24 protein-coding genes and 1 riboswitch are annotated in these 25,312 nt (G+C 43.1%); of the genes, 14 read left to right on the top strand and 10 right to left on the bottom strand.

All coding sequences use genetic code 11. From position 1 onward, the window contains the following. Positions 1 to 12: 12 nt before the first annotated feature. Positions 13 to 2,250, bottom strand: coding sequence for a TonB-dependent receptor (locus tag EJN84_RS01705; RefSeq protein WP_129593794.1), 2,238 nt, complete (start codon positions 2,248 to 2,250; stop codon positions 13 to 15). Positions 2,251 to 2,355: 105 nt separating this feature from the next. Then, a riboswitch (TPP riboswitch) is annotated at positions 2,356 to 2,451 on the bottom strand. 133 nt (positions 2,452 to 2,584) lie between these two features. On the opposite strand from EJN84_RS01705, the gene EJN84_RS01700 reads away from it, so the two are divergent. Next, a complete protein-coding gene (locus EJN84_RS01700; RefSeq protein WP_238943892.1) occupies positions 2,585 to 4,888 on the top strand; it encodes a RelA/SpoT family protein in 2,304 nt (767 codons plus the stop codon). Positions 4,889 to 4,927: 39 nt separating this feature from the next. Here the strand turns inward: EJN84_RS01700 and EJN84_RS01695 are convergent, their stop codons facing one another. The 4 genes from EJN84_RS01695 to miaB form a co-directional block, all read right to left on the bottom strand. After that, positions 4,928 to 5,323 carry a hypothetical protein gene (locus tag EJN84_RS01695; RefSeq protein WP_129593793.1) on the bottom strand — a complete coding sequence of 132 codons (396 nt, stop codon included), beginning with the start codon at positions 5,321 to 5,323 and terminating at the stop codon, positions 4,928 to 4,930. Next, positions 5,320 to 5,691 (bottom strand): phage holin family protein, encoded by a 372-nt coding sequence (locus tag EJN84_RS01690; RefSeq protein ID WP_129593792.1) that lies wholly within the window; start codon positions 5,689 to 5,691, stop codon positions 5,320 to 5,322. The genes EJN84_RS01695 and EJN84_RS01690 overlap by 4 nt, the downstream gene beginning before the upstream one ends. A gap of 28 nt (positions 5,692 to 5,719) precedes the next feature. Further along, entirely contained in the window at positions 5,720 to 5,962 is a 243-nt protein-coding gene (locus EJN84_RS01685) for a YtxH domain-containing protein (protein ID WP_101487422.1), read from the bottom strand. A 111-nt stretch (positions 5,963 to 6,073) separates the two neighbouring features. Continuing rightward, a complete protein-coding gene (gene miaB / locus EJN84_RS01680) occupies positions 6,074 to 7,435 on the bottom strand; it encodes a tRNA (N6-isopentenyl adenosine(37)-C2)-methylthiotransferase MiaB (RefSeq protein WP_129593791.1) in 1,362 nt (453 codons plus the stop codon). Positions 7,436 to 7,681: 246 nt separating this feature from the next. On the opposite strand from miaB, the gene EJN84_RS01675 reads away from it, so the two are divergent. The 5 genes from EJN84_RS01675 (at position 7,682) to nadD (ending at position 11,993) form a co-directional block, all read left to right on the top strand. Beyond that, positions 7,682 to 8,125, top strand: a complete 444-nt coding sequence (locus EJN84_RS01675; RefSeq protein WP_129593790.1) for a hypothetical protein — start codon at positions 7,682 to 7,684, stop codon at positions 8,123 to 8,125. 58 nt (positions 8,126 to 8,183) lie between these two features. After that, a complete protein-coding gene (locus tag EJN84_RS01670) occupies positions 8,184 to 9,668 on the top strand; it encodes a succinate CoA transferase (RefSeq protein ID WP_129593789.1) in 1,485 nt (494 codons plus the stop codon). Positions 9,669 to 9,815: 147 nt separating this feature from the next. Continuing rightward, positions 9,816 to 10,958, top strand: coding sequence for a carboxynorspermidine decarboxylase (gene nspC, locus EJN84_RS01665; RefSeq protein ID WP_129593788.1), 1,143 nt, complete (start codon positions 9,816 to 9,818; stop codon positions 10,956 to 10,958). Positions 10,959 to 11,073: 115 nt separating this feature from the next. Further along, positions 11,074 to 11,319: a GlsB/YeaQ/YmgE family stress response membrane protein gene (locus EJN84_RS01660; protein WP_129593787.1), complete on the top strand. Its 246-nt coding sequence runs from the start codon at positions 11,074 to 11,076 to the stop codon at positions 11,317 to 11,319. A gap of 86 nt (positions 11,320 to 11,405) precedes the next feature. Further along, on the top strand, positions 11,406 to 11,993 hold the full coding sequence (gene nadD, locus EJN84_RS01655) for a nicotinate (nicotinamide) nucleotide adenylyltransferase (protein ID WP_129593786.1): 588 nt from the start codon (positions 11,406 to 11,408) through the stop codon (positions 11,991 to 11,993). 24 nt (positions 11,994 to 12,017) lie between these two features. Here nadD and EJN84_RS01650 read toward each other — a convergent pair whose 3' ends face one another. Genes EJN84_RS01650 through EJN84_RS01635 form a run of 4 tightly spaced genes read right to left on the bottom strand, consistent with a single transcriptional unit; the run spans position 12,018 to position 17,234 of the window. Further along, positions 12,018 to 14,243 (bottom strand): tetratricopeptide repeat protein, encoded by a 2,226-nt coding sequence (locus tag EJN84_RS01650; RefSeq protein WP_129593785.1) that lies wholly within the window; start codon positions 14,241 to 14,243, stop codon positions 12,018 to 12,020. Positions 14,244 to 14,248: 5 nt separating this feature from the next. Further along, positions 14,249 to 15,118 carry a hypothetical protein gene (locus EJN84_RS01645; RefSeq protein ID WP_129593784.1) on the bottom strand — a complete coding sequence of 290 codons (870 nt, stop codon included), beginning with the start codon at positions 15,116 to 15,118 and terminating at the stop codon, positions 14,249 to 14,251. A 53-nt stretch (positions 15,119 to 15,171) separates the two neighbouring features. Then, positions 15,172 to 16,386, bottom strand: a complete 1,215-nt coding sequence (serB, locus tag EJN84_RS01640) for a phosphoserine phosphatase SerB (RefSeq protein WP_129593783.1) — start codon at positions 16,384 to 16,386, stop codon at positions 15,172 to 15,174. A gap of 5 nt (positions 16,387 to 16,391) precedes the next feature. Continuing rightward, positions 16,392 to 17,234: a DUF4922 domain-containing protein gene (locus EJN84_RS01635; RefSeq protein WP_129593782.1), complete on the bottom strand. Its 843-nt coding sequence runs from the start codon at positions 17,232 to 17,234 to the stop codon at positions 16,392 to 16,394. A gap of 43 nt (positions 17,235 to 17,277) precedes the next feature. On the opposite strand from EJN84_RS01635, the gene EJN84_RS12425 reads away from it, so the two are divergent. Both EJN84_RS12425 and EJN84_RS01630 read left to right on the top strand, forming a co-directional pair. After that, positions 17,278 to 17,412: a hypothetical protein gene (locus EJN84_RS12425; RefSeq protein ID WP_262707338.1), complete on the top strand. Its 135-nt coding sequence runs from the start codon at positions 17,278 to 17,280 to the stop codon at positions 17,410 to 17,412. Between the two features lie 73 nt (positions 17,413 to 17,485). After that, positions 17,486 to 17,968 (top strand): DUF4348 domain-containing protein, encoded by a 483-nt coding sequence (locus EJN84_RS01630; RefSeq protein WP_129593781.1) that lies wholly within the window; start codon positions 17,486 to 17,488, stop codon positions 17,966 to 17,968. Between the two features lie 29 nt (positions 17,969 to 17,997). Here the strand turns inward: EJN84_RS01630 and cdd are convergent, their stop codons facing one another. Beyond that, a complete protein-coding gene (gene cdd / locus EJN84_RS01625; protein WP_129593780.1) occupies positions 17,998 to 18,477 on the bottom strand; it encodes a cytidine deaminase in 480 nt (159 codons plus the stop codon). A 39-nt stretch (positions 18,478 to 18,516) separates the two neighbouring features. Between cdd and EJN84_RS01620 the strand changes: the two genes are divergently transcribed. The 6 genes from EJN84_RS01620 (at position 18,517) to rseP (ending at position 25,312) form a co-directional block, all read left to right on the top strand. Then, positions 18,517 to 19,455 (top strand): glucosaminidase domain-containing protein, encoded by a 939-nt coding sequence (locus EJN84_RS01620; RefSeq protein WP_129593779.1) that lies wholly within the window; start codon positions 18,517 to 18,519, stop codon positions 19,453 to 19,455. A gap of 4 nt (positions 19,456 to 19,459) precedes the next feature. Further along, positions 19,460 to 20,050, top strand: a complete 591-nt coding sequence (locus tag EJN84_RS01615) for a DUF4290 domain-containing protein (RefSeq protein WP_129593778.1) — start codon at positions 19,460 to 19,462, stop codon at positions 20,048 to 20,050. Between the two features lie 8 nt (positions 20,051 to 20,058). Continuing rightward, positions 20,059 to 20,580 carry a ribosome maturation factor RimM gene (rimM, locus tag EJN84_RS01610; RefSeq protein WP_129593777.1) on the top strand — a complete coding sequence of 174 codons (522 nt, stop codon included), beginning with the start codon at positions 20,059 to 20,061 and terminating at the stop codon, positions 20,578 to 20,580. Positions 20,581 to 20,656: 76 nt separating this feature from the next. Next, positions 20,657 to 21,637 carry an ABC transporter ATP-binding protein gene (locus tag EJN84_RS01605; protein WP_165004000.1) on the top strand — a complete coding sequence of 327 codons (981 nt, stop codon included), beginning with the start codon at positions 20,657 to 20,659 and terminating at the stop codon, positions 21,635 to 21,637. 1,158 nt (positions 21,638 to 22,795) lie between these two features. Next, positions 22,796 to 23,965 (top strand): 1-deoxy-D-xylulose-5-phosphate reductoisomerase, encoded by a 1,170-nt coding sequence (locus tag EJN84_RS01595; protein ID WP_129593884.1) that lies wholly within the window; start codon positions 22,796 to 22,798, stop codon positions 23,963 to 23,965. Between the two features lie 24 nt (positions 23,966 to 23,989). Next, entirely contained in the window at positions 23,990 to 25,312 is a 1,323-nt protein-coding gene (gene rseP, locus EJN84_RS01590; RefSeq protein ID WP_129593774.1) for an RIP metalloprotease RseP, read from the top strand.

Here is a 25,312-nt window from a genome sequence, read left to right as displayed (position 1 = left end):
GGAGTTATCCTACTAAAAATTGACGACGATGTTGGCCAGCACGTTAGTGCCCGCTTGCGGAAAATAACGCTTTTCGTTCACCCGTTTTCCGGCCAGATAATAGGTGTACCAGATATAGCCGTTGGTTTCGTATTCGGTGTTGAATAAATTGTTTATCAGAAGACCGAAATCGATTGATTTGGCGTGCGGCGTCTTTAGGGAATAGCTCAACCGGAGATGATTCACAAAATAGGGATCGATGGATCGATCGTGGTCGGACGTATTGTCGAGATATTGGCGGCTTACGTAGCTGCTTTGCAGCGCTGTTTCGAATTGCCGGTAAGTGAAAGTAAAGATGCTGTTGGCGATGATATTGGGCGAAAAGGCAATATCGGTTTGTCCGAGATCGTTGTCGCGCGATCCGATCCAATTCCAGTCGGCATCATACTCATCCACGCTCTGTTCCACAAAATGATCGATTTTGTTGCTGCTCAGGGTCAGGTTGGCATCCCATCGCCATTGAGGGTGAAACTTAATAGCCGTTGTCAGTTCCAAACCGGTGCGATAACTTCGGGGAATATTGGTTGTGAGCGGTTCACCTATTTCGCTGATTTTACCGGTCAGGATCAGCTGATTTTTGTAGTGCATGTAGTAGTAATTGGCTCCGAAGCTGAAGTTCGGCGATTCGTAGCGATAACCGACTTCGGTGTCATACAACCTTTCCGAAGTGGGTTTTTCGTTGGGGCCGGCATCGGTGTAGTTGTTGCGATTGGGTTCGCGATTGGCAACGGCGAACGAAGCATAAAGGTGGTTGCGAGGGTTGATTTTGTAAGTGAGGCCGGCTTTGGGATTGAAAAACGAAAAATCGTGTTGTTGCGTCAAATCGATCATCGTTCCTTTTTCTGCGTCGTATTTGTCGTTCTGACCGTTGAGTTCGTAAAAGATATGTCGAAATTGCAAGTCGGCAAACCCGATTAGGTTGGGAAGAATTTCGGAAGTAGTCTTCACATAGATATTCCAATCGTTTTTGTCGGATGTGCTTCGATACCATTCCCGGCCGGGTATAAATTTGTCGGGAAAGCGCACCCAAAGTACTTTGCCATAATGATTGCCGCCATAATGGTTTGCTCCGCCACCCAACGTAACTTCGGTAGCTCGGTGATGATAGTTGGCGGCAAAAACGAGTCCGTAGAAATCGTTGTCGAGCCATTTCTGACGGATGAGGTCGGTCTCCATACGAGGTTGACCATCTTCGATGGGAGGCGTCAATCCATATTCGGCATAATCGCGATCGGTTTTATATTCTTCGTAATATCCTTTTCCTTTGGTATAATGCAAAGCTCCGTTTAACATCCATTTTTCATTAAGCGATTGCGTGAGCAGCAGTTGATAATGTGTTTGGTGGTAATCGTCTATCTGGTTGTCATAAAACCGGATATTGCCATCCTCATTCACATAGCGTCCCAGCTCGTTGTAATGGCGGGTGTAGTGTTCGGGATCGGATTTCACCAAATCGAGATCAACACCATTCCAGGCCTGATAGGTTTTTTCTTTCCCGTCGAAAGTGAGGAATTTGATCATGGTTTTATCGGCAAAATAAGTAGCCGAAAACATATAGGATTGCATATCTGCCGAAGCCCGATCGATGAATCCGTCGGATTTCACATTCGAGAATCGTCCGTCGATGGCAAAATGGCGGTTCAGCAGTCCGGTTCCCACCGAAATCGTGTTTTTCAACGTACCGAACGAACCGAAACTTGTTCCTATAGAACTATAAGGTTTTATGCCCGAGTTATCGGTTTTCATATTGATGCTTGCACCGAAAGCTGCCGCACCGTTGGCAGAAGTGCCCACGCCACGCTGTATCTGCATGGATGCGAGTGATGAAGCGAAATCGGGCAAATCGACAAAGAAAACGCCATGCGATTCGGCATCGTTATATGGGATACCGTTGATGGTTACGTTGATGCGATTGACATCCGTTCCGCGAATGCGGAAAGCCGTGTAGCCAATGCCTGTGCCGGCGTCTGAAGTAACGGTAACCGATGGCGAGAGCGCCATGATGTAGGGAATGTCGCGCCCGAAATTGTTTTGATCGATCGATTTCTTTTCGATGTCGGTAAAAGCCACAGGCATACCGTGCGTTGCCCTTGTGGCCGAAACCACTACTTCCTCGAGTTGAATGTTTTTTAAACTGTCGTTTGGAGCTTGCTGAGCTTCGAGGGTTGTAAGAGAAAGAACTCCTGTCAGAAAAGTAAAAACCTTTTTCATTTTACGTTGGTTTAGCCTCCGAATCTTTTGATCGAAACGGAAGAATGTGAAACAAAAAAGGGGATTATTGAAGAGAAATACCAAAAAAATAAAGCCACGTGTAGATGTGAGCTTTGCCTTTTTCCCTACGCCGGCATTATCCGGATCAGGTAATTGGGTATGATCTCAGCCCGTTGTTATAAGGCACCCCTGTTAACTGTGCGACAAAGGTATTTTATTTTGTCGAAATAAGGATATTTTTTTCTCGTTTTAACAATAAAAACGAGAAATAGGTATTTGTCTGCTAATTCTTGAGAAGAAATACTATAATTGGCAGAATTTTTGTAATTTCGCTATGTATATATTACAGTTCAGCACAATGAGCGACGAAGAAAGACAGGCAGCAGAAGAGAAAATGATCAACGATGAGTTTCAGGCTCTTCTCAACGATTATTTAAATTCTAATCACCGGCGCAAGGTCGATATCATTACCAAAGCATTTAATTTGGCAAATGAGGCCCACAAAGGTGCGCGCAGGCGATCGGGCGAACCGTATATCATGCACCCGCTGGCCGTAGCTCGCATTGTTTCGAGGGAAATGGGGCTCGGTTCGACTTCCATTTCGGCAGCATTGCTGCACGATGTGGTGGAGGATACAGATTACACGGTGGAGGATATTCGCATGATGTTCGGTGATAAAATTGCACAGATTGTGGATGGACTCACCAAAATTTCGAGTGGAATGTTCGGCGACAATGTTTCGGCTCAGGCCGAAAATTTCAGAAAGCTGTTGCTCACCATGTCGGAGGACATTCGCGTTATTCTTATCAAAATTGCCGATCGACTGCACAATATGCGCACCCTCTCGTCAATGGCTCCTGCAAAGCAATTCAAGATAACCGGCGAAACGCTTTATATCTATGCGCCGCTGGCGCACAGATTGGGATTGTTCGCCATCAAAACCGAGCTCGAAGAGTTGTGCTTTAAGTACGAGCATCCCGATATTTATGCCGAACTGACCAGAAAAATAGAAGAGACTGCTCCGGAACGAAACAAGATTTATGAACATTTTGCCGAACCTGTCATTAAGGCTTTGGACAAAATGGACATACAATACGAAATGCGTGCACGAGTGAAATCGGTTTACTCCATTTGGAAAAAGATGGAAGCCAAGGGAATCAGCTTCGAAGAAGTGTATGATTTGTTTGCCGTACGCATTATTTTCGAAGTAACGCCCGGAATGGATGAGAAAAAACAGTGTTGGGACATATATTCGGCCATTACCGATATTTATAAACTTCGACCTGACCGCATTCGCGACTGGTTGAGTCATCCCAAATCGAATGGGTACCAGGCACTCCATCTAACTGTTATGGGCCCTGACGGAAAATGGATCGAGATTCAGATTCGTAGTCGCCGCATGGACGATATCGCCGAAAAAGGGTTTGCTGCTCATTGGAAATACAAGGAAAATAGAGTGGAGGAAGACAGTGAGCTCGACAAGTGGATTCGCACCATTCAGGAAATATTGGCTAATCCCAATCCCAATGCAATCGACTTTTTGGATACGGTGAAAATGAATCTCTTTTCGTCGGAGATTTTCGTGTTTACGCCCAAAGGCGAAATTATCACACTGCCGCAAGATGCCACTGCTCTCGATTTCGCTTACCGCATTCATACCCGAATCGGGGATCATTGTCTCGGCGCAAAAGTCAATCATACGTTGGTGCCTTTGAGTTATAAGCTGAAGAGCGGCGATCAGGTAGAAATTCTTACTTCGCAAACCGTGAATCCACAGCCCGAATGGCTCAATTTCGTAACCACGGCCAAAGCCCGTACAAAAATCGAAGCGTCGCTACGACGACAGAAACGAAGAATTGCCGAAAAAGGCAAGGTCATGCTCGAAGAACTGTTCAACAACGAACCCATCGACAATAATGTCATGACCAAAATATTGAATTACTATAAGGTGGAGAAACGGGAAGATCTTTATTATCTGATAGGAAACAACGAGGTTGTTTTGCCCGAATCACCCGATCGTTTCTACAAAATAAAGGAGACATTGCCTAAGAGCGAAAATTTGTTCATGAAGTATATGAAGCAGGCTATGAGCGCGATGAAAAAATCTTCGGTTGAAACAAGCCCTATTGTTCCCCAGTCCGACAGCAATAAAAAAAATATATCGTCCTCTCCTGCCGTTGATACGAAAGAAGTTTATGAACTCAAGGAAGAGCGATTCAAAAAAAATTTCATTGTAGCGCCATGCTGCAAACCTTTGCCCGGTGATGATGTTTTTGGTTATATCAACGATCGCAACGAGGTGGAAGTGCACAAACGTTCGTGCGAAACAGGAATAAAGTTAAAATCGAATTTTGGCGACAGAATAATCGCCGTGCGCTGGGGCGATTATCATCAGTATTCTTTTTTGGCGTCAATAGCTTTCACCGGAATCGATCGAATTGGCATTTTGAATACTATTTTGTCAAAACTGTCTGAAGATGTGGTTGTGAATATCCAGAGTGTAAATGTGTCGTCGAACGACGGTATTTTCGAAGGGGTTATCAATGTTCATGTGCATAGTGTAGAGGATGTGAATTTGTTGTGTTCGAAGATAGCAAAAGTGGACGGCGTTAGCACCGTCCACCGATCGTTGATTTAACTGACGCTTTTAGTGATGAAGCGCCGTCCAAAATTTTTCTCACTTTTTAAGTAATTTCCTTCGTCGCCCGAAAATAAGGGACGATACCTTTTTTGCTGCGAAAGCAATTAATGCGGGTTTTGCCGTTTTCCATACAATTGAACTTACGAGAAATGGCAGGTTGGATTTGATCAATCCTCTCCAGTTAAACACCGATAACGGTTTGGTGATGAAAGGTGCCGGCGAAGCATTGCCTGCTGAAGAAATGCCATCTACCGTTTCCGTAATCTTATTTTTGATGGAAGAGGCCACACCTTTTGTGAGGAGAGTTCCCCAGTTATCAGCCAAGTATTGGAATTGAAAACCCATGCGCTGCTCGGCAATGGCACGTTCTTCACGAAGCCTTTTTTGCTCCATTTGGAGTTGTTCGAGAGGAGTAAGCTTATATGTTTTCATTTCTCTTCTTTTTTCTTGTTTTCGTCTTCCATCAAAAACTCAATTATCTTATTGGTAATGGATTTAGTTATCGATTTTTTCGAAAGTAGTAATATGAGAAGCAGCAGTAGAGTCACTCCCGACACGATACCAAAACCTACCCAATTGCTTTGAAACAACTCACCCAAATAGAAACCTACAGTGATGAGTATGAGCGACAAAGCTAACAAAACAAAAAAGATGAGAAGGACACTATAAGCTGTTTTGCCGGAGCCTATTCCGATTTTTTCGAAGGCCTGAAGTTTGACGAGCTGAATAGTATCGTTCGCATACTTCGATACATCTTCTTTCAATTCCTCAAACAATGTACTAACTGTTTTATCTTCCATCGTTTAGTTAATAAAAGGAATATACAATTTATTGCTTGGCAAGTTCTTTTTTCGCAATTTCGGCTATATCGTCGATATCTTCTTTCAAATCATTTACTTCACTTTTTCCGCGATATATGGCCGTTTTAACGTTTGCGCGAACTTTGTCGGCGAATTCGTTGGCCTGTTCGAGCCATTCTTCTTTACGATCGCTTCCCATGATGTAGCCGATAGCAGCTCCCAGAGCTACACCGATACCTAATCCTAAAAGTAATTTAGCTTCTGATTTCATAGTTTTAATTTTTTTAAATAGTTAGTTTGTTGCTTTTTCGACGGTTTATAAAACCATCTTTATTATTTACAACGATTTTTGTCGGAAAATTGTTCTCGAATTTGTTAAAAATTATTCGACCTTGTCGATAATAGTTTCCCCAAAAAGAGTTGCAGAAGTGTGTCCGGTGATGCGAACCGTGACCAAATCGCCTACACGATAATTCTGTTTATCGAAAATAACCACCTTGTTTTGATCGGTACGACCAAAAAGTTGTTCGCGCGAACGTTTCGAAAATCCTTCTACCAACACTTCAAAAGTCTTGCCGACATCATTTTGGTTGCTTTGTTGCGAAAGTTGATTTTGCAAATCGATAATTTCTTGCAGCCTGCGCACTTTCACTTCTTCGGGAACATTGTCCTCGAGCCTTTTGGCCGCAAAAGTACCCGGTCGTTCGGAGTATTTAAACATGAACGCCGAATCGAAGCGTACTTCACGCATCAGCGAAAGCGTTTCCCGGTGATCTTCTTCTGTTTCGGAGTGGAACCCGCACATGATGTCCGTCGACAAACCGCAATCGGGAATGATGCGACGAATAGCAGCAATGCGGTCGAGATACCACTCGCGATCGTATTTTCGATTCATCAGTTTGAGCATGCGCGAACTACCCGACTGCACCGGCAGGTGAATAAAGTTACACAGATTGCGATATTGGGCTATCACTTCAATCGTTCTGTCTGTCATATCCTTGGGATGGGAGGTTGTGAAGCGGATGCGCATCGTAGGGAACGCTTGAGCCACAATTTCGAGCAACGACGGAAAATCGATTTTTCGATTGCCGTCATCGTAAAGATATGAATTGACGTTTTGCCCCAAAAGCGTAACCTCCTTAAATCCCTTTTGCTGCATGTCTCGTATTTCGTTCAGAATGCTTTCCGGTTCGCGGCTTCGTTCTCTGCCGCGGGTGAACGGGACGATGCAGTAGGTGCAAAACTTGTCGCATCCGCGCATGATAGAAACAAATCCGGTGATGCCTCCTCCAATCTTTAACGGAATGACATCTTTATATGTTTCGGTCTTCGACAACTCCACATTGATGGCTTTTTCTCCCTTTTCGGCCAGCCCGACAAGGTTGGGTAAATCGAGATAGGCGTCGGGCCCGATGACAATATCGGCTTTGTATGTATCGATGAGATCTGTTTTGGCTCTTTCGGCCATACAACCGAGCACACCGATAATCATTTTCCCTTTTTTCTGTTTTTTGATTGCATTCAGATATTCGAGGCGCTGTACCACTCGTTGTTCGGCATTGTCGCGTATGGAGCAGGTGTTCACAAAAACGGCGTCGGCTTCCTTCAGATTTTCGGTAAGTCGATATCCTTCCATTTGCATGACCGAGGCTACTACTTCAGAGTCTGCCACATTCATCTGACAGCCATAAGTTTCGATAAATAATTTTTTTTCGGTATTTGTATGATTGTTGTTTTTATCCATTTTGTGATTATTCCATATTAAAATTTTGCTGCGAAAGGAAAAAGATTTTCTATTCGAAAAGTTGCAGATTCAATGATCTTGTTTTACATTTGCAGTGAAGAAATAATAAAATTTTTTCATAGTTAAGGTTTTGGTTAATCTGTCGGGAGAGACTGTGAAGTTACTCCCGATTTTTTATTGACCAACTTCCTTAATTCGTAAATTTTCACTACTTTTGTGGACTGCAAAATTAATCAAAATAAATATATGGACGCCGGAGATATTATTTATTTTATTCTCGTCTTATTCATTCTCGTATTTTCATTCTTCAAAAAACCGAAAAAGGAAAATAACGGCGGTCCTGTTGTTTCCTCCTCTCCGCAAAATCATCCGCCCATCAATGATCGAACACCGGATATTCTTCGTCGACGTTCGGTTCAAAAAGCGAAAAACGAAGAATCGGTAAGACCAAAATCAAGCCAACGTCCCGTTTTCCAATCTTCCATCGATCTTGTGAATAATAGTCATATTAACGAAGGAGAAAAGGCCATCGAAAATTCTTTGTACGCAATTGCAGACGCAGAGTCGCCGGACGAAATCTCACGCCGGACCGGACGAGCTCATCCCTTGCTGCGTGAACTTGTTGATGGAGACACCGATGAGTGGAAGAAGGCCTTTATATACTCCGAAATCTTTACTCGAAAATACTAAACACTCAGACGAATTTATTAGTTTTTCAACGACAACAAAAATAACAAACTTTCGTATTATGTCTTTAAATTATGTGAGCGCTCAAGAAGCTGCAGCCCTTGTCAAAAACAACGATAATGTTGGGTTCAGCGGATTTACGCATGCCGGATGTCCCAAAGTTGTTCCGGTGGAAATCGCCAAACGCGCGGAAGAAGAACACGCTAAAGGCAATCCTTTCAAAATTGGTGTTTTCACCGGTGCCTCCACGGGAGACGCTATCGATGGAGCTCTTTCGCGTGCCAAAGCCATTAAGTTTCGTACGCCTTATCAAACCAATAAGGATTTGCGGAACGCCATCAACAGCGGCGAAGTGGCTTATTACGACCTCCATCTTTCGCAACTTGCGCAGGAAATTCGTTACGGATTTTTGGGCAATGTGGATGTGGCCGTGGTTGAAGCATGCGAAGTTACCGAAAACGGTCAGATTGTTCCTACTACAGGTGTAGGTATTCTGCCGACCATTTGCCGCATGGCAAAGATCGTGATTGTGGAATTGAATAAAAGTGTTCCTCAGAAATTGCGTGGACTACATGATATGTATGAATTGATGGATCCGCCAAAACGTCGCGAGATACCCATCTATGAAGTACAAAACCGCATCGGATTGGAATACGTGAAGGTGAATCCGAACAAAATTTATGTTGTGGAAACAGAGAAAGACGGCGATGGGAGTCCATTTGCACCCGTAGATGAAATTACGGCAAAGATAGGAGAGAATGTGGCTGACTTTTTCGTCGAAGAAATTAAAGCCGGCCGCATACCTCGCACTTTCTTACCCGTACAGTCGGGTGTCGGAAATATCGCCAATGCTGTGCTCTCGGCTATGGGCAACAACGATGGCATACCTCGTTTCGAAGTTTACACCGAAGTCATTCAGGATGCCGTGATCGAAATGATGGAGGAAGGCAATATTTCGTTTGCAAGCGGATGTTCACTCACGGTCAGCAATGATGTGCTCCATCAGTTTTATAACGATTTGGATTATTTCAAAAAGAAATTAGTGCTACGTCCTTCCGAAATTTCGAACAATCCGGGTGTAATTCGCCGTATGGGCGTCTTGGCACTCAACACGGCTATCGAAGTGGATATTTTCGGAAACGTGAATTCGACTCACGTAAACGGAACGCGAATGATGAACGGCATCGGCGGTTCGGGAGACTTCACTCGCAACGCTTATCTTTCGATTTTCCTTACCCCGTCTGTTGCCAAAGATGGCAATATCAGTTGTATCGTTCCTAAGGCTACTCACGAAGATCATAGCGAACATTCGGTGAAAATTATCGTAACGGAGTATGGTGTGGCCGATTTGCGTGGCAAAGATCCTCGTTCGCGTGCCGTCGAAATCATCGAAAAATGTGCTCATCCCGATTACCGTCCGCTTCTGCACGAATATCTCAATTTAGGTGTTAAAGGGCATATTCCTCAAAGTTTGGATTCATGCTTTGCTTTTCATAAAGCTTTGCTTGAAACCGGCAGCATGAAGAATGCCACTTTTTCGAAATAACATGGAGAATTTTTTTTATACGCACTCATCAATCGTCGGAAGTTAGCTTTCGACGTTTTTTGTGTGATAACAGTTTTCTCGAAAAAATATATTCCAACGAAACTTCGAAAATTGCTTACCTTTGTCGGCAAAACAAATTCTCCGAAAATGATAAATCTTTCTAAAATTCCTTCTCCATGTTATGTAATGGAAGAAGAGCTATTGCGACGAAATCTACAACTTATCCGCTCGGTAAAAGATCGGACAGGCGTCAATATTATTTTGGCTTTCAAAGCTTTCGCTTTATGGAAATCGTTTCCTATTATACGTGAATATATCGGCCAATCCACTGCAAGTTCAGTAGCAGAAGCTCAACTTGCTTTCGAAGAAATGGGAAGTCAGGCTCACACATATGCACCATCTTATACCGATGATGAGTTTCCAGTTTTATTAAATTATAGCAGTTATATCACCTTCAATTCGCTTAGTCAGTTTGAACGGTTTTATCCGCAAGTCAAGTCTTCGGGAAAACCCGTTAAATGCGGATTGCGCATCAATCCGGAATTTTCGGTTGTTGAAACCGATTTGTACAATCCGAGTGCGCCCGGTTCACGTCTCGGAGTTACGGCCGATAAACTTAGTGACAAGCTGCCCGAAGGCATTACAGGTTTGCATATTCATAACCTGTGCGAGAATAATTCTTATGCGTTGGAAGAAACCCTGAAAGTGGTGGAAAGCAAGTTCGGTCATCTGTTCCCACAAATCGAATGGCTTAATTTGGGTGGTGGACATTTGATGACGCACAAAGATTATAATATCGAGCATCTGATCGGACTATTGAAAGATCTGAAATCGCGTTATCCGCATCTTGAGATTATCCTGGAACCCGGAAGCGCGTTTGCCTGGCAAACAGGTCCTTTGGTATCCACCGTTACGGACATCGTCGAAAATCACGGTGTGAAAACCGCAATGCTCAATGTTTCGTTTGCATGCCACATGCCCGATTGTCTCGAAATGCCCTACAAACCTGTTATTCGGGGTGCTTATCAGGAGGCTGTTGCGGGGAAGCCTACTTACCGCATGGGAGGAAACAGTTGCTTGAGTGGCGATTTCATGGGCGACTGGTCGTTCGACGAGCCTCTGAAGGTGGGCGATCGAATTGTTTTTGAGGATATGATTCATTATACCATTGTCAAAACCACCATGTTCAATGGGGTTTCGCATCCTTCTATCGGTCTGTGGACAAAAGACAACGAATTTGTGCTTTATCGGCAATTTGGTTACGAAGATTATAAAAACCGGATGTGTTGATGATGAATTGTTTCTTTGTTGTAAACAATTTCCAATTTTGAGATGTTTATAACAATATTATTATATGATCGATTGCAAATTGCAACCCGACAGACAACTTTTAAATCAGAAAATTATGAATTGGTTATTGTTTATTATCATCGGTGCAGTTGCTGGATGGCTGGCCGGTAAAATAATGAGAGGCGGAGGCTTCGGACTGCTCATCAACCTTGTGGTAGGTATTGTTGGCGGAGTCATTGGTGGATGGGTTTTCGGACTGTTGGGCATTGGCCCCGACGGTAGCATTATCGGAAGTCTCGTTACGTCTTTGGTAGGAGCAATTTTGTTGCTGTGGCTTATATCGCTATTTAAAAAAGTATGATTCGCGATATGCCCGAATGCTAAAAGGTCGAAAATTTCGGTGAATAGCTGTTATGATCTTTATGCTCTATCCGAAATTGGATGGAAATGAATAAAAAACAAATCGGAATATTCTCGGGAACTTTCAATCCCATCCATGTAGGTCATTTGGTTTTGGCCAACTATATGCGCGAATTTACTTATCTGGACGAAGTGTGGTTTGTGGTAACGCCTCACAATCCGTTGAAAGAGGCCGATGATTTGTTGGACGACGATATCCGCCTCGAAATGGTTCAAATTGCTTTGCACGATTTCGACAATTTGCAGGTTTCGGATGTCGAATTCCGCATGCAGCGACCGTCCTATACTATTGACACGCTCGAAAAACTTTCGGGCGAAAATCCCGATACCGAATTTACATTAATTATTGGCAGCGACAATTGGATAATCTTCGATCAGTGGAAAGATTATGAGCGCCTTCGCCGCGAATATCAAATCCTTATTTATCCCAGAACAGGGGCACCTGTCACAATTCCTTCGGAATTTTCATCGAATGTATATTGCGCTGCCGCTCCGATTATCGAAATCTCATCCACTTTCGTCAGAGATGGTATAAAAGCAGGTAAAAACATGCGGGCTTTTGTTCCTTCGCAAGTGTATGATTTTATCGTGAAGAAAAACCTTTACAAATCATAACTCAATTTCGTGTTCAACAGATGATCATTGATTTTCTTCCTGATCGTACTTGATTTTATCCACGATAATCGGCAATAATTCGATATTGACGCCTGCTTCGCGAAGTTCATCCTTATCTTCGTGCAACATCGATATGAATACATCAAAGCTATCTGACAGTTTGAGCGACTGTTCATAAAGTTCTATGGCCGTTTTGATATTATCCGTACAAAGTTCTACGTGTCCGGCATTCATATAGTCCTGAGCATTGGGCTTCGATTCGATGATTTTGGCATAATGGGACCGTGCGATATCGAATTTTCGGGACAGAAAAGCACACCAGGCGATTGAACGCCAAGCTCGAGTATTGCTGCCATCGATGAGCTCGACCTTAAAATAATAATTGAGAGCTTCCGCAAAATTTTTCAGCTCAAGATAACAATGTCCGATGTTGAGTTGGATATTTAAATCGTTAGGTTTCAGTTGTTCCAGGCGACGATAATATTCGAGTGCATCCTTCGGCTGCTTCAGCAAACGATAGCATTGGGCTATCCGACGCAATGCCCACGGGTTGTTTTCGTCGATGAGGTCGGCATTGAGGTAAGCATCGAGTGCATCGCGAATATCGCCCAACATTTGACGGCAGTAACCTATTTTTTGCCACACTTCGGCATTTTGCAATCCCTCGCCGGCCAATAAGGTATATGCTTCAAGCGCTTCTTCGAAGTGATTTTTCTCGAAATAATAGAATGCTATTCGTTGAAGATTTTCGGGCGTTCCCGTAATCGGACTTAATATTTCGATTTTGTGAAAATCGAGTGGGAGAGCAAAGATGTCGATGAAATCGGACTTTTTAGAAAAAAGTTTATGGAAGCGATATAAATCCTGTAAATATTGCCGACAAATCATTTCCTCTTTTTGATTAGGATTGAGAGCCACACCTTCTTCAATCATCTTCTGAATTTCATCACCTTCGGCGGAAAGTTGCGAAATCGTCATCTTGCGATATTCTGCCGGCATCAGCATAATGCTGAAGCAAAACGAATATTTGTCGGAATCGCAGATAATGGGCTGTTCGATAAGCGACTTCAAAAGCTGATTGCTGTCTGCAAGATCCGAAATGAGTTGTTGCACTTGCGAATGATGTCCATCAAAGGGTAAAAACCAGTTGCTCATTTCATGGAAAAAAGGATAGGATTTCAGATTCGAAAAAGTAGAGTGCATAATGTCAGCCCCTTCGAGTTGCATTTCGGAGAACTCTTCCAGTTTGCGGCTCAACCCCGATTCGTCAAGAATTTTCTGCCATTCGGGATTTTTGTCTTCGAAGTTGCTTTCTCCGATCCATTCGTCCCAATTGATTTTTTTCCCGATCATTGGGCTTATTTTCATCATTTCAGGCAGAATTTCTTCGGTAAGCTTCTTTGCAATTTTTTCGGTTTCGCGTGCCTGAATATATTGTATGAGGGCAAACATTGTGCGGCGAGTGAACAACGGATCGTCAGCCAAAACTTCCAACCGGTTGACGATTTCGGGATATAGCTTCCAACGTGAAGCATAAATCTGAAAAACGGGAATCAATCCGATAACCGCCCTGATGGCTGTTTCGGGGACTCCGAACTGAGCCACGTCGATCATAAATCCGATTTTTTTAGAGTCAAACCGCTGCATCACATTCATTGTCAGTGCCGACACCAGCATGCATTTGTCGTTGATCGGGATGATCGTATCGTTCATAAAGTTACGATACGATTCGATCAGATCGTCGTTGGCACGAGGGCCTGCAAACACAGCATAGAAAAGATCGGAAACCGTGTGTTCGTGAGCTTGTGCATTGAGCTTCATTCTTGAATTTTTTTCATATCCATCTTCCAATAAATCGAGCACCGCAAACGTGTCCATCTGTTTGTTTATCATTTCACGATATTCGTCTATCGAAATTGGCTGACGAATCATTAGCACTCGCGATTTTTCGAAAAAGAGCAACGAACTTGTTTTCATACATAAATTCTCGGCCGCATCCTGAGCCAGTTTATATGTGTTGCGTTGCAATTGCCGGTATATATTGCGCTGATCGGGATCTTTGCCGCCATCAGTCAGATAATGAATCATGTATCTATAATTGGTTTCGATCTCGTTCAGACTGTCGGCAAGAGCCCAATTCTGTTGTCCTCCGAGTAACTTTTTTATACCGTCGAAAGCGTCTTTCAGCCGATTGCCTTCAATTGCACGATTGACAGTCGATAAAGTATCTTGTATTTCTTTTTGAGTCATGAGTTTCAATCTGTTTTGTCTTTGATGATTAACGTTGAAGGTAGAGCGTGACACCACGTGAGGGCGGCCCCAATGAGTTTGCCCCAACTTTCAAGGCCAATAATCATTAAATCCTGCTGTTCAATAAAATTACAATCTATTTTTTTGTTTGTATCCCACAGGGTAAATTTTCCATCGCTACTCCGTAACTTATCTCGATACATTTTTTTTAGATCCGGATTGTTTTCGATGATACCAACGGCATCCCAGGTGATTACCGATGATACTTCTTTGATGGAAAAAGAATTGACAAACCTGAAAAGAGGAATGTCTTTATTGTCGAGAAGAGGAATAAAAATGTTGTTCATCTTTTCAAAATTCTTATTGATAAAGATTCCGGTCATAATCATTACTCGATTGAGCAACGACGAAATTTGTTCGGCGATATCGTTTTTTCTGACAACATTGTCATTTGCATTCGATGCTTTCCACATTATCGGGGATTCGTTGTTTTGCAGGTTCATATTTTGTGGCCAGGCAGGGTCGTCGATAATTTGCTGATGAATGCCTACTGAAAGAAAATTGTAACCAAATTCTTCAATCATGCTAACGATGTCGTCCGGGAAATTTTCGGAAATCTTTACGAAAATGCGGATTGTGATCCCTTTATTTTTACATAGTTCGATTGTTGATCGAAATGTGTCGTTTTTGTATTTCTCAAGATTGTCTATACCGGCAGCTTGTTCTTTGTTCATCAGCTGAAGCAGCGTGATAGACGATTCGTTTGTTCGCGAGATGAGTTTTGCCGAAAGCTCACACAGTTTTATTCCCGTGTCGGTATCCATGAAACAGATCAGTTGATTGACAGGTGTGTTAGAATCCGGATTCTTACCCATTGCAATGATTTTGAATGATTAAACTATAAACAGTTTGTTTTCGGAACAAGTTCTCAATAATTGTCCAACATCGAATCTTTGTATCCGAGAAAATATAAAATGCCGTCGATTCCGACGGTCGATAACGATTGTTCGGCATTTTGCTTCACTTTCGGTTTGGCATGAAATGCAATTCCCAATCCGGCAACGCCGAGCATAGGCAGATCATTTGCTCCATCACCCACGGCTACCGTTTGTCGAAGGTCGATTTTTTCGACTTGAGCAATCAATCGGAGCAATTCGGCTTTGCGCTTTCCGTCCACAACATCGCCAATGTAATTTCCGGTAAGTTTGCCGTTTTCTATTTCGAGTTCGTTGGCATACATGTAATCGAACCCATATTTATCTTTCAGATAGTTGCCAAAATAGGTGAATCCACCCGAAAGAATGGCAGTTTTAAACCCTACTTTTTTCAGTATGGACATTAGTCGATCTAAACCTTCGGTTATGGGCAGATTTTCGGCTATTTCGTGCATCACCGATACATCGAGCCCTTTGAGCAATTTGACTCGCCGATGGAAACTTTCCTGAAAATCGATTTCGCCTCGCATAGCCGCGTCGGTGATGGCTTTCACCTCTTCGCCTACTCCTGCTTTGTCGGCAAGCTCGTCGATGACTTCGGTGCGAATCAGGGTCGAATCCATATCGAAGCAGACCAGCCGTCGCATTCGTCGATACATACTTTCCTCTTGAAACGAAATATCGAAATTGAGTTCGGACGAAAGCCTCAAAAATTCTTCCTGCATAAAGCGGCGATCCGAAGGTGTTCCTCTCACCGAGAGTTCGACACACGATTTGGGAGAACGCTGTTTCTCATCAAGAGGCACGCGACCCGTGAGTCGGACAATGTTATCGATATTCAGATTTTGATCGGCAACAATTTTCGAAACTGCAGCTATCTGCTTTGCGGTAAGCACTCTGCCCAACAGTGTGATGATGTAGCGGTTTTTGCCCTGCAGGCTGACCCAATTGCTGTACTGCTCTTTCGATATCGGGTTAAAACGAATGTTTACATCCATCTCGTATGCCTTAAAGAGCAAATCTTTCATGATTTCGCCTGAATTTTGGGCCATGAACAAAATCCCCAGCGAAAGGTTGCGATGGATATCGGCTTGTCCGATATCGAGAATGAATGCATCGTGACGGGCAAGTATTTCGGTCAATCCCGAGGTTACTCCGGGACGATCTTCGCTATTGATGATCATGAGAATGATTTCCGAATCTTTCATAAAAATTAAATGATAGGCATCGAAACCTGTGAATAAATATCTTCGATCTCTTCCGGTTTTATTTTTTCAAAATCTTCTTCGCGGGGCACAATGATCAATCCCGCCATATCGATTGCTCCGGGACTTACCATCAATCGATTTTTTCCTTCCAGAAAATATTGGCGGGGGCGATGTGCTTTGCGCGGGAAAATGTGCAAAACGAAATTTTCGTTTTCCTTATAGGCTATGATGTTGAGCATGGGCTCATCTTCTTCGGGTTGACGATTTCGGAGATAATGATAAACATCTTCGAATCGTTCTTCGGCTTCCTCTTTCGTCGAAGATTCGATGATCAGACAGGATCGAAGTTCGTTTTCGCCCTGAAGCAAAACGGGGGCTTTGAGACCTGCCTGCAAATGAAAATGATCGGGTGCCGATGCCCCGCATTTGGGACCGTTGTAAAAAACGATATAATCCGGTAGCATTTCGGCCAACGAGAGCATGTCGCCAATTTTTTTGCGAATGCGTTGAGGTACGTGTGAATGAATGGGAATAGTGAGGTGGTTTTTAAGAATAGGAAACGGATTGACAAGAATCGAATATTTGTCGAGAAACGGAATGCCTCGTTGCACCTTCGGCCTGTTGGCTTCGCACAAAAAGCAGGGCCGGTGTTCGATGCTTTGTTTGTCGATGTTAGCCGCCGTCGAAACCATTCTTCCGGGATTGAATTGAACGCTTACCGAAACATCTTTTCCCCAGCGGAATGTTTTAACTTTTATGTTATCGAGTTGGAGCAGAGCTTCGTCAAATTCTTTCCACTCGCCGCGTTGTGACGCTATCAATTCATTTACTTGTTCTTGTAGGTTCATTTATTTTACAAGCGTTTTATTCGAACAAAGATAGCTATTTTTAATGAAAACGAAAGACAACATCGGAGTTATAATCCGGCTCACTTCGGCGACTTATTTTATCGTAACAGACGAGTGGTTTAGAGAAGCAGGAATTTGCATCTGCATGGGCGAAAGAAGAAATTTATCGAATTTGTAGTTATTTTTATCGGATAATCAGGATAATGTAATGGTTTTATATGTAATTTTGCATCATATTTTAAAGACAAAAAATGAAGGTTATCGCATTGCTTTTCATTTTGATAAGCACTTTCGGCTCAGGGTGTACCACAAAGGATTCACCAAAGCACTTTTCCGATGGCATAAACGCATCAAAATCCACCGTTTCCGTTTCGAAAAATCAATCCCAAATCGAAGATTTTTCCACTTTCTTTGAAAATTTCAACGACGATCGAATTTTTCAATTAAAACGTATATCGTTTCCGATTTACGCAATTGTGGGAAACCCTGACGACGAAGGCCTTGCACCCATGCAGGAAGTGATTGAAAAACAGGACTGGGAATACCTCGACCTATCATATGACAGCACTTACGTTTCACGCGATTACGATCAATATTTGCAACGGGTTCGTTTTACTTCCGATTCGGCCATTGTCGAGCTTCGTGGAATTGATAATGGCATTTATGCCAATTATTATTTCAAGCAAAACAATGGGAAATGGTTTCTTGTAGGTATCGAGGATACATCGTTTTGAGTTCTGACGGGAATCAACTCCGATTTCTTTTATCGCAACATTGAGTCTCCGAAACTGAGCGGCAGAATGTCTTTTACGCTTTTTACGCAATAAATTTCTTCTTCGGAATACATCAAAATTTTCATAGGCATATTGAAGCGATTTTCCACTTCGAGTAGTACCTGTCGGCATGCGCCGCAGGGAGTGATCACCTCTTTTGTAAATTTTCCTTTGTAGAAAGCCGCAATCGCAATTGTCAGGATTTTTTGATCGGGGTAGTTGGCGTTCACAAAAAACACAGTCGTCCGTTCGGCACACAATCCCGAAGGATAAGCGGCATTTTCCTGATTGTTTCCCGAGATTATTTCTCCGTTTTCGAGCAATACCGCAGCTCCAACGCTAAATTTCGAATAAGGTACATAAGCATGTTGGGTGGCTTTTTTTGCGGCTTCAATCAGATTTTTTTCTGTTTCGTTGCACTCCTCAATGGTATAAACCGTTATCTTTGTGGTTAGATTGATTTCTTTCATGCGATTATTCTGATTTATATTTTAAAAAGATCGACAATAATGACCGTTTTACCCGACAAATATACGCACAATTCATTATGCCGGCTCGTTTTGTTGTTTTTATTTCTTGCTACTTTTGGCATTTCTGCTCAAAATCGTAATCCTGCATACGAGAAATACATTACTCGCTATAGCCAAATTGCAGTTGATCACATGCGCGAATACAGAATTCCGGCATCTATTACACTTGCTCAAGGTTTGCTCGAGTCAGGTGCCGGTATGAGTGATTTGGCCATTCGATCCAACAATCATTTTGGCATCAAATGCCACAGAGGATGGGAAGGCCCTAAAGTTTTTGCGCCGGACGATGGCCCAAACGATTGTTTTCGCAAATATCGCAGTGTGGAAGATTCTTATAGAGATCATTCGGAATTTTTGTCGAACGGCGCACGCTATCGCAGTCTTTTCAATCTTCAAATCACCGATTACAAAGGGTGGGCGCGCGGTTTGCAAACCACCGGCTATGCTACCGACAGAGCCTATGCCAATAAGCTGATCAAACTTATCGAAGATTACGAATTGTATCGATTCGACGATAAAAACTATAGAAAAAACGATTCAAAGTCGCGATCGTCGGAATTGGCCGAACATCCCGAGTGGAAACATCAACCCTACAAGACGCACGGATTGGTGTATGTAATTGCTATCGAAGGAGACACATTTGAAAGTATTGCCAAAGAATTTGGATTTAAAACGAAAGATTTGCTCAAATACAACGAAGTTCCCGAAAATTTCCCGTTGAGCGAGGGTGATATCGTTTATTTCGAAAAGAAAAAATCGAAAGCCGACAAGCCATATTTTGAGCATGTGGTGCAGATTGGCGAGTCGATGTATAGTATTTCTCAGAAATACGGCATTCGCGTCTCGAGTTTGTATAAGTTGAACAAAAAAAATTATGAATACGTTCCCACCGAAGGAGACGTACTCAAACTCAGATAAAAATATGATTTACAATACACAACAGAAAAAATTGATTATGCCCGAATATGGACGCAACATTCAGAATATGGTGGATTACTGCGTAACCGTCAAAAATCGGGAAGAACGTACCAAATGTGCGTATGCAATCATCAACATCATGGGAAATATGTTTCCTCACTTACGTGATGTGAATGATTTTAAACACATCCTTTGGGATCATTTGGCCATAATGTCCGATTTCAAGCTCGATATCGACTATCCCTACGAAGTCATCAAGCAAGAGGAGCTAAATACTCCTCCCGGTCATATCGATTACAGTCGTCCAACGATGAAATATCGCCATTACGGCAAAATACTCGAACGCATGATCAAGATTGCAGCTGCGATGGAAGATGGGACGGAAAAAGATCATTTGGTGCGCATGTTGGCAAGTCAGATGAAAAAATCGTACATGCAATGGAACAAAGATGTGGATAATGCCAAAATTTTTAGCGATTTATACGAATTGTCTGATGGCAAAATCATGCTCGACGAAACCTATCACTTAGCGGATATGAAGGCAAATGCATCGCCTCAAAAACTAAAGTCCATCAAAATGCAACGCAAACGCTGATTGGGCCTATGATTACCGATAACGACGTTTTGCAGATCGGGCGTTTGCTCAAACCTCACGGCATCCAAGGCGAAATTGTGCTTCTTTTCGATAAAGAGACTTATGCCGACATCGATTCATCGTTTTATTTTTTTGACATCGACGGCATTTTTGTCCCCTTTTTTGTTGAAGAAATGCGCTTTCATACCGATATTTCCGCTTACGTAAAGTTTGAAGGCATCGACGATCAGTCTGTTGCTGCGAGATATTGCAATACTCCCGTATTTTTGCCGCGCAATGTCGTACAATCTGTTGCTGCGGATAATGCCCCCAATTTCGATTTTTTCGTGGGCTACACAGTGCATGACGAAAAAAAGGGCGAAATCGGCAAAATCACATTTGTTGATCATTCCACAATGAACGTGCTTTTTGTAGTAGCCGGCTCAGAAACCGAACATTTGATTCCCGCAACAGAAGATTTCATTACCGAAATAGACGATAATCAAAAAATTATCCGAATGGAATTGCCTGAAGGATTAATCAGTCTTTAAACCATTTCTCGTCAATCGCATTTCTAATTATTGTAAATAGTTTCGCAAATTCGTGTCGCACCTCCAGTTGCAAAATGTGAGCATCGGTTATTTCTCCCGAAAACAACCGATTTTTGTGCAATCGGGATTGAATCTCTCAGCCCGCGAAGGGGAACTGATCGCTTTGATTGGCCCAAACGGATGTGGAAAATCTACCCTGATTCGCTCTATTGCGTGTTTGCAACCCCTCTTGAGCGGAACAATTTTCATCGACAACAAAAATATTCGACAGATTCCCACCCGACAAAGGGCAACTTTAATTTCCGTAGTTCTCACCGACAATCAACCGCCGGCATCATTCACCGTGCGTGAGCTTATCTCCATTGGACGCGATCCTTATACCGGATGGTTGGGAAAACTTACCGACGAGGATCAAGAGTTGGTCGATCGTTCTATCGACATGACAAATTTGAAGGGGTTCGAGCAACGAAACGTCAACGAATTGTCGGATGGAGAGCGTCAACGGGCATTCATTGCACGTGCATTGGCACAGGATACTTCAGTAATTTTGTTGGATGAACCTACCTCGCATCTCGACTTATCTAACCGAATCCGTATTTTGCTTTTGTTGCAGAAATTAGCTCGCGACACGAAAAAAATCATATTGCTCTCGACACACGAAATCGAAACGGCTATGCAAGTGGCCGACAAAATATGGCTGCTCGACAAAAGTCATCGGGTGATTATGGGTACACCCGAAGATATGGTGCTGACCGGAAAAATAGATGACGTATTCAAAAATCCTTCCTACGAATTTGATAAGGAATATGGTAGTTTTGTTGTTAAAAAACTTTTGGACAAAACCATTGCCACTCGTGTAAGTCGTCCCGACGGATTGATGGCCCGATGGACCACCAAAGCCCTTTCGAGGAAAGGATTCCGTATCGACAATCAGTCTCCGGTGGAGTTGACGATTGACGACGTGAGTCGATTGTGGACAATTCGCAAAGACAATCTGACCATGACTGCACATTCCATCGACGATATGTTGCAAAAACTCTCCTCGCTCTACGAATAACGTTAATTCTTTTGGATTGTTACAATGCCATGATAGGAGAGGGCAGTAGCGCAAAGAAATAATAGTGTTGATTTGAAGATTTATCGATTCAACGATTCATTGATGAGGAAATTGGCGATGCTTGAGTTATCTCCATTCGTTCAAGTTTAGCGATGGCATAACTTGGACGCAAAACGACCGGCAGTTTTCAAACTTCCGTTGTTTCCGGCACAAGTTCGGGAACTTGCTCTATTAGAGAAGAAGTGAAGAAGTCGGAAATGAGAATTTTAAATTACGAATTTTCGTTTTGTTTGTTCTTTTTTGCCGGTGTGGATATTCATTTGTACAACGGCAAGAGTTCTGCCTTTCAGGCAGTAATGGTAGGGACGTCTTTGTCCGCAGGTCACCGACCTGCGGTTATGAAGGTTATTGCCTTTCAGGCAAAAGTGAGCCAGTGAATTGAATGCTTCCACTGCGATGGGTTTCTGTATTCGAAGGTATTTTTGGCTTGAAAAGCCGAATTTTCATAACCGCAGAATTTATTCTGCGGCATGAATCGTCGTCAGAAACCTGCCTGAAAGGCAGTACTTTTCCCTCTTTGTGTTAATTCTGCAAACATACGAGGTCTGAATTATTATCTCAACTGCTATCCGTTCAAGTTTAGCGGCAGCATAACTTTAGGCAGGAACTTTATGACCTTTAAAAACTTTACAAACTTAACTGATTATCATATCCCCTACACAGCGCGAAATTCATCAGTAAATCATTAAATCATAGAATCTGTAAATTATTCATTGTGCATTATCAATTATCGATTGACTTGTTGGGGCTTTGCCGCAAACCCAACATGCTTTTTTGCCTTGATGCCAAAAAGATCAAGACCACATCTCCCAAAAAATAATGGATAATTGACAATTGAAAATTTAAGAAAGAAGAGAAGAAGTCGGAAGTGGAGGAATATCATAACCCCTGCACTGCCCGGCGGCAGTGCTTGTCTCCTTATCTTAAGAGGACAGTTATGACCGGAATTCACCGGCAAATCGGTAAATCATTTTCCAACCCATAACCTCCTCATTGGAAACATTTTCAGAATGGTTAGAATTGAAATTTTATTCAGTGGGTATGTGGATTAAAAATTATCATGTACCTTTGCACGGTTTAAAGGACAACCCTTTGCTCATGGAAGATAAAAAAAGATCCATCGCCATACTCGGTTCCACAGGATCCATCGGTACGCAGGCACTCGACGTGATTTCGCAACATCCCGACCGGTTCGAGGTGTATGCACTCACGGCCAACAATCATGCCGAATTGCTGGTGGAACAAGCTCGTCGCTTTCGCCCCGAAATGGTGGTGATTGCCAATGAGGCAAAGTATGCTTTCGTGAAGGAGGCTTTGGCTGATTTGCCGATGAAGGTGTGGAGTGGGAGTGAAGCGATTGCTCAAGTCGTGCAGAGCCAACCTATCGACATTGTGCTGACGGCGATGGTCGGCTTTTCGGGATTGAAACCGACGATAGAAGCCATCAAGGCCGGAAAGACCATCGCTTTGGCCAATAAGGAAACGCTGGTGGTTGCCGGCGAACTGATTACCGAACTGGCTCTTCATTATCGAACACCTATTTTGCCGGTAGATTCCGAACATTCGGCCATCTTTCAGTGTCTGAATGGCGAAGGCAACAATGCCATTTCAAAGATAATCCTCACTGCATCGGGTGGCCCTTTTCGTGGCTATTCGGTGGACGAATTGAAAAAAGTGACCAAGACTCAGGCACTTGCCCATCCCAATTGGAATATGGGGGCGAAAGTTACGATTGATTCGGCCACGTTGATGAACAAGGGGTTTGAGATGATCGAAGCCAGATGGCTGTTTGATGTGACTCCCTCGCAAATCGAAATCGTGGTGCATCCGCAATCTGTCATTCATTCGATGGTGCAATTCGAAGATACTTCGGTGATCGCCCAACTCGGTCAACCCGACATGCGATTGCCCATACAGTATGCACTCTCATATCCCGAAAGGTTGAATCTGAACATACAGCCTTTGGATTTTGCGACTTTGGGCAGTTTGACGTTTGAGAAACCCGATACCGACAAGTTCCGAAATCTTACTTTTGCGTACGAATCTGTGGCTAAAGCGGGAAATATGCCGTGCATCATGAATGCTGCAAACGAAATAGCAGTGGCTTCGTTTTTGCGCGAAGAAATCGGATTTTTGCCGATGAGCGACGTCATCGAATACACCATGCAAAAAGTTTCGTTTTTGGAGTCGCCTTCGCTCGACGACTACTTTGCAACCGATGCCGAAGCCCGAATGGTGGCAACTGAATTGATAAAACGAATAAAATAAACAACTCAACTCATTAATATTTACATGGAGACTTTTTTAATCAGAGCATTACAATTAATATTAAGTTTGTCTATTCTCGTCGTTTTTCACGAATTCGGGCACTATCTGTTTGCCCGAATTTTCAAAATAAGGGTCGAAAAGTTTTATCTGTTTTTCGATCCCTGGTTCGCTCTTTTTCGATACAAACCCAAAAACAGCGAAACGGAATACGGAATAGGTTGGCTGCCCTTGGGAGGTTATGTTAAAATAGCCGGAATGATAGACGAATCGATGGACAAGGAACAAATGCAACAACCTGCACAACCTTGGGAATTCCGATCGAAACCGGCAGGACAGCGTTTACTGGTGATGATTGCAGGCGTTTTGTTCAATCTTATTCTTGCTTTTTTCATCTATTCGATGGTGCTTTTCACCTGGAACGATACCTATTTGCCGATGAAAAATGCCACGATGGGAATGGAATTCAGTCAAGCTGCACAGCAGGCCGGATTTAAGGATGGAGACATTCTGCTCAGAGCCGATGGAAAGGAATTGGAACGATATGGAGTGAGCACATTGCTCGATGTAGCCGATGCGCGCCAAGTTACCGTATTGCGCGACGGCCGGGAAGTTACCATCGATATCCCTGAAAATTTCATGCAAACATTGATGTCGTCCAAGCAGGGATTTGCCTCGTTTCGTCTGCCGACAGTTGTTTATGATGTTCAGCCCAATTCGGGAGCCGCACAGGCCGGCTTGATGTCCGGCGACAGTTTGGTCGCGATCAATGGCGTAATTACTCCTACCTTCAATGATTTTCGAGAAGAATTGTCGAAATATAAAAATCAGGAGATTACCCTCGATTTTTACCGAAAAGGCATTTTGGAGTCTACCGTTGCCAAAGTGGATACGGCCGGATATCTGGGTTTTTATCCGAAAAACGAAATGCAAGTCTATCAAACGGTAACGCTTGAATATGGATTTTTCGAATCATTTCCTGCCGGAATAAAAATGGGTATTCAAACGCTGAAGGATTATGTAAATCAGTTTCAATACGTATTTACTAAGGAAGGAGCATCGTCGTTGGGCGGTTTTGGTGCAATCGGAAGTCTTTTCCCGCCAACTTGGAACTGGCATGCATTCTGGATGATGACCGCTTTTCTTTCGGTAATTCTTGCCTTTATGAATATACTCCCTATCCCCGGATTGGATGGCGGACATGTGTTGTTTCTCCTTTACGAAGTTGTCACACGTCGCAAGCCGAGCGAGAAGTTTATGGAATATGCACAGATAGCCGGCATGGTTTTATTGTTGGGGCTTGTGATCTATGCCAACGGAATGGATATAATAAGAGCAATTTTTAAATAA

Source organism: Seramator thermalis, assembly GCF_004138125.1.
Taxonomy (GTDB): domain Bacteria; phylum Bacteroidota; class Bacteroidia; order Bacteroidales; family Dysgonomonadaceae; genus Seramator; species Seramator thermalis.
Note: the sequence above shows the minus strand (reverse complement) of the source record. Positions and strands in the feature narration are given on the sequence as shown.

Bases quoted from the DNA above. Each gene is read 5' to 3' on its own strand.
- EJN84_RS01700 (WP_238943892.1), top strand. From the start codon at position 2,585: ATGTATATATTACAGTTCAGCACAATGAGCGACGAAGAAAGACAGGCA.
- serB (WP_129593783.1), bottom strand. From the start codon at position 16,386: ATGAAAGATTCGGAAATCATTCTCATGATCATCAATAGCGAAGATCGT.
- EJN84_RS01645 (WP_129593784.1), bottom strand. From the start codon at position 15,118: ATGGGTAAGAATCCGGATTCTAACACACCTGTCAATCAACTGATCTGT.
- miaB (WP_129593791.1), bottom strand. From the start codon at position 7,435: ATGGATAAAAACAACAATCATACAAATACCGAAAAAAAATTATTTATC.
- EJN84_RS01685 (WP_101487422.1), bottom strand. From the start codon at position 5,962: ATGAAATCAGAAGCTAAATTACTTTTAGGATTAGGTATCGGTGTAGCT.
- cdd (WP_129593780.1), bottom strand. From the start codon at position 18,477: ATGAAAGAAATCAATCTAACCACAAAGATAACGGTTTATACCATTGAG.
- EJN84_RS01695 (WP_129593793.1), bottom strand. From the start codon at position 5,323: ATGAAAACATATAAGCTTACTCCTCTCGAACAACTCCAAATGGAGCAA.
- EJN84_RS01630 (WP_129593781.1), top strand. From the start codon at position 17,486: ATGAAGGTTATCGCATTGCTTTTCATTTTGATAAGCACTTTCGGCTCA.
- EJN84_RS01620 (WP_129593779.1), top strand. From the start codon at position 18,517: ATGACCGTTTTACCCGACAAATATACGCACAATTCATTATGCCGGCTC.
- EJN84_RS01595 (WP_129593884.1), top strand. From the start codon at position 22,796: ATGGAAGATAAAAAAAGATCCATCGCCATACTCGGTTCCACAGGATCC.
- EJN84_RS01705 (WP_129593794.1), bottom strand. From the start codon at position 2,250: ATGAAAAAGGTTTTTACTTTTCTGACAGGAGTTCTTTCTCTTACAACC.
- rseP (WP_129593774.1), top strand. From the start codon at position 23,990: ATGGAGACTTTTTTAATCAGAGCATTACAATTAATATTAAGTTTGTCT.
- EJN84_RS01670 (WP_129593789.1), top strand. From the start codon at position 8,184: ATGTCTTTAAATTATGTGAGCGCTCAAGAAGCTGCAGCCCTTGTCAAA.
- EJN84_RS01675 (WP_129593790.1), top strand. From the start codon at position 7,682: ATGGACGCCGGAGATATTATTTATTTTATTCTCGTCTTATTCATTCTC.
- rimM (WP_129593777.1), top strand. From the start codon at position 20,059: ATGATTACCGATAACGACGTTTTGCAGATCGGGCGTTTGCTCAAACCT.
- EJN84_RS01615 (WP_129593778.1), top strand. From the start codon at position 19,460: ATGATTTACAATACACAACAGAAAAAATTGATTATGCCCGAATATGGA.
- EJN84_RS01660 (WP_129593787.1), top strand. From the start codon at position 11,074: ATGAATTGGTTATTGTTTATTATCATCGGTGCAGTTGCTGGATGGCTG.
- EJN84_RS12425 (WP_262707338.1), top strand. From the start codon at position 17,278: ATGAAAACGAAAGACAACATCGGAGTTATAATCCGGCTCACTTCGGCG.
- nadD (WP_129593786.1), top strand. From the start codon at position 11,406: ATGAATAAAAAACAAATCGGAATATTCTCGGGAACTTTCAATCCCATC.
- EJN84_RS01650 (WP_129593785.1), bottom strand. From the start codon at position 14,243: ATGACTCAAAAAGAAATACAAGATACTTTATCGACTGTCAATCGTGCA.
- nspC (WP_129593788.1), top strand. From the start codon at position 9,816: ATGATAAATCTTTCTAAAATTCCTTCTCCATGTTATGTAATGGAAGAA.
- EJN84_RS01635 (WP_129593782.1), bottom strand. From the start codon at position 17,234: ATGAACCTACAAGAACAAGTAAATGAATTGATAGCGTCACAACGCGGC.
- EJN84_RS01690 (WP_129593792.1), bottom strand. From the start codon at position 5,691: ATGGAAGATAAAACAGTTAGTACATTGTTTGAGGAATTGAAAGAAGAT.